This is a genomic window from Roseomonas sp. F4 (assembly GCF_053891155.1).
This window is the reverse complement of sequence record NZ_JBSSHK010000002.1, coordinates 987089-998997: the sequence shown is the minus strand read 5'-3', so window position 1 is coordinate 998997 and position 11909 is coordinate 987089. Positions and strand designations below refer to the sequence as shown.

Below are 11909 nucleotides of genomic sequence, written 5' to 3'. Positions count from 1 at the left end.
CACGGTGGCGCACAGCGCCGCGAGCAGCGCCCCTTTCCGGTTCAGGGTCCGCCGACGGCCAGCGCCGCATTGGCGTAGCGCGGGTCCTCCGTCACCTCCGCCCCCAGCCAGTCCGGCAGCGGCACGTCGGTGGTTTCATCCGGCAATTCGACCTCCGCCAGCACCAGCCCGGCGAGCCGCGCCGGCGCCTCGAAGACATCGACGGTCCAGAGATGGCCGGCATGCGGCACCTCATGGCGGGTCTTGGCCAAGGGGGGCGTCAGGCACAGCGCCAGCATCGCCTCCGCATCGGTGACCGGGACCTCATATTCGAACTCCGCGCGCATCAGGCTGCCCGGCCCCTTGATGGTCAGGAAGCCGCGCGGCCCCGCGATTCGCACCCGCACCACCGGCGCGGCCCTGCCCGGCGCTGAGAGATAGCCCTGGCGCATCGGCAGGCCGGGGCCGACGGCCTCGGCGCGCCACCCCTCCCCCGCCACCAGGAATTTGCGCTCGATCTCGATGCCCATGCTGCGGAGTCCCCTGCCGGAGGCGGCATGGCCCCCACTACCATTGCCGCCGTGGAGCGCCCACATTCGTCGCGCCATGAACATCCTGACCCCCGTCGAATTCTTCCCGCAGAAGCGGCCGGCCCCGCCTTCCGGCACGCCGCTGCGCGTCGTTTCGCCCTATGAGCCGAATGGCGACCAGCCGACCGCGATCGCCACCCTGCTCGATGGGCTGGGCAAGGGGGAGCGGGACCAGGTGCTGCTGGGCGTGACCGGTTCCGGCAAGACCTTCACCATGGCCAAGGTGATCGAGGCGGTGCAGCGGCCGACCCTGATCCTGGCGCCGAACAAGACCCTGGCGGCGCAGCTTTACGGGGAGATGAAGTCCTTCTTCCCCGACAATGCGGTGGAATACTTCGTCAGCTACTACGACTACTACCAGCCGGAGGCCTACGTCCCGCGCACCGACACCTATATCGAGAAGGACGCGCAGATCAACGAGCAGATCGACCGCATGCGGCATTCCGCCACGCAGTCGCTGCTGGAGCGGTCCGATGTGGTGATCGTCGCCTCCGTCTCCTGCATTTACGGTATCGGCTCGGTCGAAACCTATTCGCGCATGGTGGTGAAGCTGGAGCGCGGCGGGAAGATCGAGCGTGACGTGCTCATCAAGGGGTTGGTCGAACAGCAATATCGCCGCAACGACAGCGCCTTCCAGCGCGGCACCTTTCGCATTCGCGGCGAGACGGTCGATATCTGGCCGTCGCAGCTGGAGGACCGGGCCTGGCGCGTCAGCCTGTTCGGGGATGAGATCGACGGGCTGAAGGAATTCGACCCGCTGACGGGTGAGATCACCGGCGACCTGGACCGCGTGGCCATCTACGCCAACAGCCACTACGTGACGCCACGGCCGACGATGCAGCAGGCGATTCTCAGCATCAAGGCGGAGTTGAAGGAACGCTTGGCGGAGCTGCATGCGGCCGGCCGCCTGCTGGAAGCCCAGCGCCTGGACCAGCGCACGACTTTCGACATCGAGATGCTGGAGACCACCGGCGTCTGCAAGGGCATCGAGAACTATTCCCGCTACCTGACCGGCCGCAAGCCGGGCGAACCGCCGCCCACCCTGTTCGAATATCTGCCGGAAAACGCGCTGCTGGTGGTGGATGAAAGCCATGTCACCGTGCCGCAGATCGGCGGCATGTATCGCGGCGACTTTGCGCGCAAATCCGTGCTCGACGAATTCGGCTTCCGCCTGCCGTCCTGCAAGGACAACCGGCCGCTGAAGTTCGAGGAATGGGACGCCTATCGCCCCACCACCGTCTTCGTCAGCGCGACGCCCGGGCCGTGGGAGATGGAACGCACCGGCGGCGTTTTCGCGGAACAGGTGATCCGGCCCACCGGCCTTGTCGACCCGGTCACCGAAATCCGGCCCGTGGAGGGCCAGGTGGACGATCTGCTGGCCGAATGCCGCAAGGTGGCGGCGGCAGGTGGCCGCATCCTGGTCACCACCCTGACCAAGCGGATGGCGGAGGATCTGTCCGAATACATGACGGAAACCGGCATCCGCTGCCGCTACCTGCATTCGGACGTGGACACGCTGGAGCGCATCGAGATCATCCGCGATCTGCGCCGCGGGGTGTTCGACGTGCTGATCGGCATCAACCTGCTGCGCGAGGGGCTGGACATCCCGGAATGCTCGCTGGTGGCGATCCTGGATGCGGATAAGGAGGGCTTTCTGCGCTCCACCACCGCGCTGATCCAGACCATCGGCCGCGCCGCGCGCAATGTGGAAGGGCGCGTGGTGCTCTATGCCGATGTGATGACTGAGAGCCTGAAGAAGGCCCTGGGCGAGACGGCGCGGCGCCGCGCCAAGCAGCAGGAATGGAATGCTGCCCACGGCATCACGCCCACCAGCATCCGCCGCGACATCTCCGATGTGCTGCAATCGGTCTATGAGCAGGATTATGTGACGGTCGAGGCGGTCGAAGGTGACAGCACCGCCAACTTCGTCGGCAGGGATATCGGCGCCAGCATCGCCGAGCTGGAAAAGCGCATGCGCGCCGCCGCCGCCGATCTGGAATTCGAGGAGGCCGGCCGGCTGCGCGACGAGATCAAGCGGCTGGAGGCGCTGGAGCTCGGCCTGCAGCCGAACATGGCCGGACGTTCGCTTCAGGACAGCGCGCCGCGCGCTGGCGGCCCCGCCAATGGCAAGGGCCGGGCCAAACAGGACTGGAAGCCGAAGCCGATGGGTCCCGGCGGCGGCGGCTACGACCCGAACAAGGCCAAGGGCGGGCGCGGCCGGCGGCGCTGACGCTCACGCGCGCTTGATCGGCTGTGGCGGAGACAAGGCAGGCGCTGCCGCATGGGCGCCTCAGCCACGCGGCCTATTTGCGCTCAGTGCAACTGACTGAGGAACACTTCCATGCGGACGACTTCTGGGCTGGTCCGGCTGGCGCTCGTCAGCGCCCTTCTCATCCCGCTCGCGGCCTGCGAAGGGCTGTCGCGGCGCGAACAGCGGGCGCTGTCCGGTGGCGCCCTCGGCGCGGCGGGCGGTGCGGCGGTAGGTGCCCTGACCGGCGGCTCCGCGGTGACAGGCGCCTTGATCGGTGGCGCGGGTGGCGCGGCGCTGGGCGCGTTGACCGGTGGTGGTGGCCGCCACCGATAGGACCCTGGCCGCGCCGGCCCTTCACCGCCCGATGCCGCATTCCGACAGCAGGCCGGAGACGCCGCCTCGGGCGGATTGGGCGGACTGGGCCACGCGCAGTTGATCCTGCAGCGGCAGGCCCTGCACCAGGCAGGAGGTCACCGCCGCCGCGGCCAAGCCCCCGCCGATGGCGCAGCGCCCGGCGGCGGTGGCGATTCGCTGGCAGAAGTCGCGCTTCTGCTGGGGGGTTTCCTCTGATATTCCCTGGGGCGCCAGCAGCCCCGGGGTGGAAGGCGCGGCACGGCCGAGCCCTGGAATTCCCTGCGCCAGGGCCGGTGCCGAGCCCAGCAGCACCATCACAGCCAAAGCCGCCCGCATCGACACCTCCCCCAACCCATGGACCCAAGGAAGGCGCCGGCAGGACGGCGGTCAAGCATTGGCGGGTGGCGCGGCGCCCGCTATCTCCGGCCGCGCATGACCCCTTCCCTCATCCCCGCCGCGATTCCCCGCGCGGCCCTGGTCACCGGCGGGGCCAAAAGGCTCGGCCAGGCCATGGCGCTGGCCCTCGCCGAGGCCGGCTTCGACGTCGCGATCCACTTTGGCAGCAGCGCGACGGAGGCGGCGGAGACCGTCGGGCGGATTGAAGCCCTGGGCCGCCGTGCCATCGCGCTTCAGGCCGACCTGGCGCGGGAGGCGGAGGTGGCGCCGCTGGTCGCCCTGGCCAGCGCCGCTTTGGGGCCGATCGGCGTGCTGGTGAACAACGCCTCCACCTTCGAACGCGACGAATGGCACGACGCGACGCGGGAAAGCTGGGACCGGCATATCGAGGCCAATCTCCGCGCGCCCTTCGTGCTGTCCCAGGCCATGGCCTCGGCGCTGCCGGCGGGGGCGGAGGGTGTCATCATCAATCTGCTGGACCAGCGGGTCTGGTCGCTGACGCCGCATTTCATGTCCTACACCGTCTCCAAGGCCGGGCTCTGGACGCTGACCCAAACGCTGGCCCTGGCCCTGGCGCCGCGCATCCGCGTGAACGCCATCGGCCCCGGCCCGGCCATGCCTTCCCCGCGCCAGACCCAGGCCCAGTTCGACCGGCAATGCGCCTCTGTGCCGCTGCGGCATGGGACAGGTCCGGCGGAGGTCGCGCGCGCGCTGCTCGCCATCCTGTCGCTGCCCGCCATGACCGGGCAGATGATCGCCCTCGATGGCGGCCAGCATCTGCAATGGGCGCCCACGCCGGTGGCGGACGCCACGGAGATCGACGAATGATTCACGCCCCCCTCTATGCGCCCGATGCCGAGCACGGCTACCGCGTGGTGTTCCTGCGGCGGATGGCGCTGATGGCGCGGCTGGGCATCCATCCGCATGAGAAGGCGGCGCCCCAGCGAATCATGCTGAGCGTGGAGCTGGTGGTGCGCGACGATGCGGCGCCGGCGGCGATCGGCCCCGATGATTTCCGCCGGGTCGTCGATTACGCCCGGCTGGTGGAAACGGCCCGCGCCACGGTGGCGGAAGGCCATGTGCTGCTGGTGGAGACGCTGGCCGAGAAGGTCGCGTTGGCCGCACTGGCGGACGACCGGGTGGAGCGGGCGCGGGTGACGGTCGAGAAGCCGGATGCCTTTCCGGATGTCGAGACGGTCGGGGTGGTGGTGGAACGCCGCCGCGCAGCCCCGTCATCACAGGCTTGATACCGGTAAGTCTTTGGCAATGGCTGTGTGAACGGTGTGTTACCGGCAGCATGCCACGGTGGGTGGCCGCCCCGGACTTTTCCACCGGGCTCGCAAAAATGAGCGCGGAGGGGGGCTGTCAACCTCGAACTAGCGCTTGACGAGCCGATAGGTGGCCCCGGATCGTGAATTCTGAGCACAATCAACTAGTTAAAAAAACAGCCCAAAAAACAGGCAAGCATGTGTGACTGGCGGATGACGGCCATTCCCGGGGGTTTCGGGGTAGTTGCTCCACAGAGTTGTCCACAGCTTTGGTGGAAAAATCCCCTGGGACCAATATCCTGTCTGATCCCCCTGCATAGGACTGTCGGACCATCCCGATGACCGAGCCCGACCCGCCCGAAATCCCCAGCGTCACGCCCGCACCCAGCGGCCTGGCGGTGATCGAGCGTGCCCTGGAAACCCTGCCGCTGGCGCCGGGCGTGTACCGGATGCTCGATGCCAAGGGTGATGCCCTCTATGTCGGCAAGGCGCGCAGCCTGAAGCGGCGCGTCGCCGCCTATACCCAACTCTCCCGCCTGCCGGAGCGGCTGCGGCGGATGGTCTTCGAGACGCGCGGGCTGGAGGTGGTGACCACTGGCAGCGAGGCGGAGGCCCTGCTGCTCGAAGCCAATCTCATCAAGAAATTGCGGCCGCGTTTCAATATCGTGCTGCGGGACGACAAGTCCTATCCCTGGCTGGTGATGACGGAGGACCATCCCTGGCCGCAGATCGCCAAGCATCGCGGGGAGCGGCGCAAGGGCGCCAGCTATTGGGGACCCTTCGCCAGCGCCTGGGCGGTCAACCAGACGCTGACGGCGCTGCAGAAGGTCTTTCTGCTGCGTACCTGCCGCGACACGGTCTTCGACAGCCGCACCCGCCCCTGCCTGCTGTTCCAGATCAAGCGGTGCTCCGCCCCGTGCGTCGAGAGAATATCGCGGGATGAATACGCCTCCCTGGTTCGTCAGGCGAAAGATTTCCTGGGCGGCGGGATTCCATCCCTGCAACGCAAGCTGGCCACGGAGATGGAGGCAGCGGCGGAGCGACTGGAATTCGAGCGGGCGGCCAGCCTGCGCGATCGCATCCGCGGCCTGACCCATATCCAGGGCAGCGACCGCATCAATCTGGACGGCGTGAACGACGCGGATGTGGTGGCGCTGCACCAGATGGCCGGGCAGTCCTGCGTCCAGGTCTTCTTCTTCCGCGGCGGCCGCAACAACGGCAACCGGCCCTTCTTCCTGTCCCACGCCAAGGCGGAGCAATCGGCGGAGGAGGTGTTGGGCGCCTTCCTGGCGCAGCTTTATGACGACCTGCCGCCGCCACCCCTGGTGCTGGTCAGCCACGAGCCGCATGATTCCGCCCTGCTGGCGGAAGCGCTGACGCTGAAGGCCGGCCGCAAGGTGGAAATCCACCGGCCGCAGCGTGGCGAAAAGCGCGGCGCCGTCGAACATGCGGCCACGAATGCGCGAGAGGCGATCGAGCGTCGCATGGCCGAAGGCGCGGCCCAGGCCGATCTGCTGGCCGGCGTGGCCCGCATCTTCGACCTTCCGGCACCGCCGGAGCGCGTGGAAGTCTACGACAACAGCCACATCATGGGCACCAACGCCTATGGCGTGATGATCGCCGCAGGCCCCGGCGGATTCCTGAAATCCGCCTATCGCAAGTACGCTATCAAGGGACCGGCGCCCGCCATCCCCCCCATGGTCCCCACCCCCGCACCACGCGGAGGTGACGATTTCGCCATGATGCGGGAGGTCTTCGAGCGCCGCTTCGGCCGCGCCTTGAAGGAGGACCCAGGCCGGGAAAGCGACGCCTGGCCCGACCTGGTGCTGATCGATGGCGGTGCCGGCCAGCTTTCGGCGGCGCGGGAGATCCTGGCCGAGCTGGGTGTGGACGACATCCCCCTGGTGGCCATGTCCAAGGGGCCGGACCGCGATGCGGGTCGCGAATGGTTCCACCAGACAGGCCGGGACCCGATCCAGCTCCCGCCCCGCGATGCCGTGCTGTACTACCTGCAAAGGCTGCGCGACGAGGCGCATCGCTTCGCCATCGCCACGCATCGCACCGGCCGGTCCAAATCCCTGGTGCGATCGGAGCTGGATGACGTGCCCGGCGTCGGCGCCGCGCTGAAGCGCAAGCTGCTGAACCACTTCGGCTCGGCGCGCGGCGTGCGCAACGCGGCGCTGACCGACCTGGAGAATGCGCCCGGAATCGGCCCCGCCGTGGCGCGCCGCATCCATGGCCATTTCCACCCGGGCGCCGGGACGGGTAGAGTGGGGGAAGGCTGAGCCGAGACAACGCCGGATGAACATGTGCCGACCGACCTCCCCAATCTTCTGACCCTGTCGCGCATCGCGGCGATCCCCCTGCTGGTCGTGCTGGCGACGCTGGGCCATGCCTGGAGCGACCTGGCGGCCTGCGCGGTGTTCTCCGCTGCGGCCATCACCGATTATTTCGATGGCAAGCTGGCGCGATCGCGCCAGCAGATCAGCGATTTCGGCCGCATGCTGGACCCGATCGCCGACAAGCTGCTGGTGGGCGCCGCGCTGATGCTGCTGGCGGGCACCGGCGGGCTCAGCGAGTTCGGCCTGTTCCCCGCCATTGTCATCCTGCTGCGCGAGATTCTGGTCTCCGGCCTGCGGGAATATCTGGCCGGGCTGAAAATCGGCCTGCCGGTGACCAACCTGGCCAAATGGAAAACAGGCTTCCAGATGGGCGCGCTCGGCACGCTTCTGGCTGGCGACAGCGGCGCCTCCGTCATCTGGCTGTCCTGGCTGCCGGTGTCCCTGATCGGAGAGGTTATGCTGCTGACGGCGGCGGTGCTGACGCTTGTGACCGGCTGGGACTACCTCCAGGCCGGGCTGCGCCATGTCGGCCGCGCGAGCATCCCGCCAGCGGCGCAACCGCCGCCGGCGCAGACTCCGCTACACCCTTGAGACGTGCCATGCTGCGGCGCATCTTCCGCCCGAACCTCGCGAACACGGGAGCCGACATGGCCGCCGAACGTTACCGCCCATCTTTCCGTCGCGGCGCGAATTGCGCGCCGCTTCTGGCACTCACCCTTCTGGCCGGCTGTGCCGGCAGCGACTTTGGCAGCACGCTTTCGGCCGGCTGGGACCGCATCCGCTCGCCCTTCATGGGCTCGGCGAACGTGGTCACCGGCGACAGCCTGACCATCCAGCGCGTCCGCGGCAGCAATCCGACGGTGCAGCCGCTGGTGCCGGAAACCGGCGATGTCTGGCCGGGTGAGGAAGCCGCCCGGCCGACCATGATGGGCGGGCCGGATGAGGCGATGCGCAATATCCCGTCCTATCGCCCCAGCCTGATCGACGGTGCGCCGCCCGCGGCCTCTCCGGTGCCGACGCCAGGGACCCGTCGTGGGTCTTCCAATCCCCCGGGCAGCCTCGGCGCGCCGGGCGAGTATCCGCGCAGCCCGGCCGCGGCCGCGCCGCCCGGCGCCCTGACCCCGCCGGCCGCGCGGCTGGAGGGTCGGTCGCTGACCACCCCCTCCGGCGGCCTGGTCACGGGCACCGGCGGCACGCCGCGCGTGCAGGGCTATACCGGGCCGCAGGGCGGCGGTGCGGTGATCCGCGACGGCAATGTGGAAACCTGGATCGGGCCGGATGGCCGGACCAGCACGCGGGTGGTGCCGAACTGAGGGGACCTGCCGGCTTGAAGATCCTCTATTTCGCCTGGGTTCGGCAAAAGGTCGGTCTGGCCGAGGAGGATGTCGTGCTGCCGGAGGATGTGCGGGACGTGGCCGGGCTGGTGGCCTTCCTGGCCCGCCGCAGCCCGGGCCATGCCGCCGCCTTCGCCGATCCGCGCCAGATCCGCGCCGCGGTGAACCAGGACTTCGCCACGCCGGACCAGATGGTGGCGGCGGGCGACGAGGTCGCCTTCTTCCCACCTGTGACGGGTGGCTGAGATGGCTGGCCCCACAGTCCGGGTGCAGGAAGCGCCATTCGACCTCGGTGCTGAAGCGGCCGCATTGAGCCAGGACCGCACCGATATCGGCGGTCTGGCCAGCTTCGTCGGCCTCTGCCGCGCCGATGACGGGCTGGCCGCCCTGGTGCTGGAACACTATCCGGGCATGACCGAGCGCGCCTTGCGAAAAATCGCGGACGAGGCCTGGGGCCGCTGGCCGCTGACCGGCTGCACTGTGATCCACCGGGTTGGCCGGCTGGTGCCGGGGGCGCCGATCGTGCTGGTGCTCACCGCCTCCGCCCATCGCGCCGCCGCGCTCGACTCCTGCGCCTTCCTGATCGACTGGCTGAAAACCTCCGCCCCCTTCTGGAAGCGGGAGGAATTCGCCGATGGGCGGGAACGCTGGGTGGAAGCCAAGGCCAGCGACGATGCGGCCGCCGCGCGCTGGGCCACGGGGGCTTGATCCTCCGCCTCGCCGCGATCCTGGTCGGCGGGCTTCTGCTGGTCTGGCCGGCCTTCCTCAACGGCTATCCGCTGGTCTTCAGCGATACCGGCGCCTTCCTGCACCAGACGGCACCGCCCCCTGGGGGGCCGCTGGTGATCTGGGACAAGCCGCATGTCTACGGCCCGCTGATGCAGCTTTTCCACGCGCGGATCAGCCTCTGGGGACCGTTGCTGGCGCAGGGGCTGTGCCTGTCGCATCTGCTCTGGCTGACGCAGCGGGCGCTGCGGGGGGATGCGACGCCCGGCTGGCATCTGGCCGCCAGCGCCGGAGCGGCGCTGCTGACCACGGCGCCCTTCACCATCGCGCTGCTGATGCCGGATGTCTTCGCGCCCATCCTCGCGCTGGCGCTGCTGCTGCTGGGCTTTGCGCGGGAGTCGCTGAGCCGGCTGGAAGCGGCCTGGCTGGGTTTGCTGGCCGCGGCCGGCATCGCCACCCACCTGTCCCATCTGCCGCTGGCCCTCGCGCTGCTGGTCTTCGTGCTGCTGGTAGCGCGGCGGTTGAGACCGGCGCTGCGCGTCGCGGCGCCGCTGGTCCTCGCGGTGCTTCTGCTGCTCGGCACCAATCTCTGGGGCCATGGCCGCGCCAGCCTGTCCCCGCATGGCGCCACCTTCGCCTTGGCGCGCTTGCAGGCGGATGGCCCGGCGGCGGCGCTGATCCAAGCGCGTTGCCCGGAAGCCGGCTGGTACCTGTGCGCCTTCGCAGATCGCCTGCCGATGGACAGCGACGCCTTCCTCTGGGAGCCGGACAGCCCGGTGAACCGCGCCCCGGATGGCACGCCGCGCTTCCTCGGCGGCGCGCTGCTCTCCGATGAGGCGCGGGTGATCGTGGCAGAGACGCTGCGCGCCTATCCCGGCGCGGTGGCCTGGAGCACCGCGCGCAATGCGCTGCGGCAGATGGCGCTGGCCACGGCGGGCGACACGCTGGTGGCGACCCATCTGGAGGCCGCGGTGCGCCCGCGCATCGCCGAGGGCTTTCCGGCGCGCGAACTGGCGGCCTACGACGCCGCCCTGCAACCGCGCGGGCTGCTGCCCGCGGCCGCGGCGCCGTTCCTCTGGCCGCACGCGCCCGTGTTGCTGGCCGGCGCGGTGCTGGCCTTGCTCGCCTGGTGGCGGGGCCTGGGGGACCGGCGGCGGATCGGGCTGGTGGTGGGGGTGCTGGTCGCCGTCTCCGCCAATGCCCTGGCGACAGGTGGCCTGTCCAAGCCGCATCTGCGCTACGAGGCACGCATCCTCTGGCTGATGCCGGTGGTGGCGGGGCTGGCCCTGTTGCCTCGCGCGCGACCGGAAGACACGGCACGCACGGCCATCCTGTGACGGCGCGCCTGCTGGCACTGCTGGCCGTACTGGGCGCTGCGCCCTTCCTGATCTGGCCGGCCTGGATGAATGGCTATCCGCTGGTCTTCATCGACACCGTCTCCTACCTGCTGCACACGACCCAGCCGGAGGTGCCCTGGGACAAGACCCAGGCCTATGGCCCCTTTCTCCACCTGTTCCACTGGCAGCGATCGCTCTGGGCGCCAGTGCTGGTCCAGGGCGTGCTGGCCTCCCATTTCATCTGGCTGACGCAGGGCGCACTGCGCGGCCGTGCGCATCCCGGATGGCATCTGCTGATCTGCGCGGGGCTGGGGCTGCTGACCTCGGCACCCTGGTTCCTGGCGACGCTGATGCCGGATGCGCTGACCGGGCTGGTGCCGCTCGGGCTGTTCCTGCTGGCCTTCAGCCGACTCCACCTGGGGCAGGCCCTGTGGGTGGGCGGGATCACCACCCTGGCAGTGGCCGCCCATCTGTCGCATCTGCCGACGGCCCTCGCGCTGCTGGCGCTGACCCTTTTGCTGACCTGGCGGATCGGGCCGGTGCTGCGAGCCGCGCTGCCGGTAGCCCTGGCCGTGCTGTTGCTGTGCACCGCTAACAGCCTGGCCTTCGGCCGCTTCACCCTGTCACCGCATGGCTCCGCCTTCCTGCTGGCGCGGCTTCAGGCGGATGGGCCGGCGGCCGCGCTGCTGCGGGATCGCTGCCCGGAGGCCGGCTGGCACCTCTGCGCCTTCACCGACCGGCTGCCGATGGACAGCGACGAATTCCTCTGGGACGGCACCAGCCCCCTGAACCGGGAGGCCGATGGCAGCCCGCGCGCAATGGGCGCCATGCAGGGCGCGGCCGAGGCGCGGGAGATCATCGCCGCGACGCTGAAGGCCTATCCGGCGGAGGTCGCCCTGGCCGGCCTGCGCAACACCCTGGCGCAGCTCGGCCTGATGCGGGTGGGTGACACGCTGGTGCCGGACCACCTCACCGCCTCCGCCCGTCGCGCCATCGCGGGCCATTTCCCGGCGGAGGAGCTGGGGCAGTTCGATGCCGGGGCGCAGATGCGGGGCGACCTACCAACACTCGCCGCGCCCTGGCTGCGGCCGCATCTGCCGATCCTCGCCGTGGCGCTGGCTGCGGCGTTGTGGCTGGGCTGGCGGGCCGCGCGGGGCAGGGACAGGGCGCGACTGGCCCTGCTCGGCTTCGTGCTGGTGGCGCTGCTGGCCAATGCCGCCGTGGCCGGGGCGCTGTCCAAGCCGCATCATCGCTACCAGGCGCGGATCATCTGGCTACTGCCGCTGGCCGTCGCACTGGTGGCGATCCCGCGCCGCCCCCATTTTCAGTAAA

At 69.7% G+C, this 11909-nt stretch carries 13 protein-coding genes; 11 read left to right on the top strand and 2 right to left on the bottom strand.

Going from position 1 to position 11909, the window contains the following annotated elements; all coding sequences use genetic code 11:
- Positions 1 to 41: 41 nt before the first annotated feature.
- Complete coding sequence (locus ACVFYP_RS12170; protein WP_499200434.1) at positions 42 to 509, bottom strand: CYTH domain-containing protein; 468 nt, start codon at positions 507 to 509, stop codon at positions 42 to 44.
- A gap of 76 nt (positions 510 to 585) precedes the next feature.
- Between ACVFYP_RS12170 and uvrB the strand changes: the two genes are divergently transcribed.
- Both uvrB and ACVFYP_RS12160 read left to right on the top strand, forming a co-directional pair.
- Positions 586 to 2799 carry an excinuclease ABC subunit UvrB gene (gene uvrB, locus ACVFYP_RS12165; protein ID WP_499200433.1) on the top strand — a complete coding sequence of 738 codons (2214 nt, stop codon included), beginning with the start codon at positions 586 to 588 and terminating at the stop codon, positions 2797 to 2799.
- A gap of 111 nt (positions 2800 to 2910) precedes the next feature.
- Complete coding sequence (locus ACVFYP_RS12160; protein ID WP_499200432.1) at positions 2911 to 3153, top strand: YMGG-like glycine zipper-containing protein; 243 nt, start codon at positions 2911 to 2913, stop codon at positions 3151 to 3153.
- 21 nt (positions 3154 to 3174) lie between these two features.
- On the opposite strand, the gene ACVFYP_RS12155 is transcribed toward ACVFYP_RS12160, so the two are convergent.
- Entirely contained in the window at positions 3175 to 3510 is a 336-nt protein-coding gene (locus ACVFYP_RS12155) for a hypothetical protein (protein ID WP_499200431.1), read from the bottom strand.
- Positions 3511 to 3606: 96 nt separating this feature from the next.
- Between ACVFYP_RS12155 and ACVFYP_RS12150 the strand changes: the two genes are divergently transcribed.
- From ACVFYP_RS12150 to ACVFYP_RS12110, 9 genes are all read left to right on the top strand, one after another.
- Positions 3607 to 4398, top strand: a complete 792-nt coding sequence (locus ACVFYP_RS12150; protein WP_499200430.1) for an SDR family oxidoreductase — start codon at positions 3607 to 3609, stop codon at positions 4396 to 4398.
- Positions 4395 to 4817 carry a dihydroneopterin aldolase gene (locus ACVFYP_RS12145; protein ID WP_499200429.1) on the top strand — a complete coding sequence of 141 codons (423 nt, stop codon included), beginning with the start codon at positions 4395 to 4397 and terminating at the stop codon, positions 4815 to 4817. Before ACVFYP_RS12150 ends, ACVFYP_RS12145 begins: the two co-directional genes overlap by 4 nt.
- 359 nt (positions 4818 to 5176) lie before the next feature.
- A complete protein-coding gene (gene uvrC, locus ACVFYP_RS12140) occupies positions 5177 to 7123 on the top strand; it encodes an excinuclease ABC subunit UvrC (RefSeq protein WP_499200428.1) in 1947 nt (648 codons plus the stop codon).
- A gap of 24 nt (positions 7124 to 7147) precedes the next feature.
- On the top strand, positions 7148 to 7771 hold the full coding sequence (pgsA, locus tag ACVFYP_RS12135; RefSeq protein ID WP_499200427.1) for a CDP-diacylglycerol--glycerol-3-phosphate 3-phosphatidyltransferase: 624 nt from the start codon (positions 7148 to 7150) through the stop codon (positions 7769 to 7771).
- 8 nt (positions 7772 to 7779) lie between these two features.
- Positions 7780 to 8493 carry a hypothetical protein gene (locus ACVFYP_RS12130; RefSeq protein ID WP_499200426.1) on the top strand — a complete coding sequence of 238 codons (714 nt, stop codon included), beginning with the start codon at positions 7780 to 7782 and terminating at the stop codon, positions 8491 to 8493.
- A 14-nt stretch (positions 8494 to 8507) separates the two neighbouring features.
- The gene (gene moaD / locus ACVFYP_RS12125) at positions 8508 to 8759 is read left to right on the top strand and encodes a molybdopterin converting factor subunit 1 (protein WP_499200425.1); all 252 of its coding nucleotides are present in this window, start codon (positions 8508 to 8510) and stop codon (positions 8757 to 8759) included.
- 1 nt (position 8760) lies between these two features.
- Positions 8761 to 9222 carry a molybdenum cofactor biosynthesis protein MoaE gene (locus ACVFYP_RS12120; protein ID WP_499200424.1) on the top strand — a complete coding sequence of 154 codons (462 nt, stop codon included), beginning with the start codon at positions 8761 to 8763 and terminating at the stop codon, positions 9220 to 9222.
- A complete protein-coding gene (locus ACVFYP_RS12115) occupies positions 9219 to 10577 on the top strand; it encodes a hypothetical protein (RefSeq protein ID WP_499200423.1) in 1359 nt (452 codons plus the stop codon). The genes ACVFYP_RS12120 and ACVFYP_RS12115 overlap by 4 nt, the downstream gene beginning before the upstream one ends.
- Positions 10574 to 11908, top strand: coding sequence for a hypothetical protein (locus ACVFYP_RS12110; RefSeq protein ID WP_499200422.1), 1335 nt, complete (start codon positions 10574 to 10576; stop codon positions 11906 to 11908). The genes ACVFYP_RS12115 and ACVFYP_RS12110 overlap by 4 nt, the downstream gene beginning before the upstream one ends.
- Position 11909: the final 1 nt, after the last annotated feature.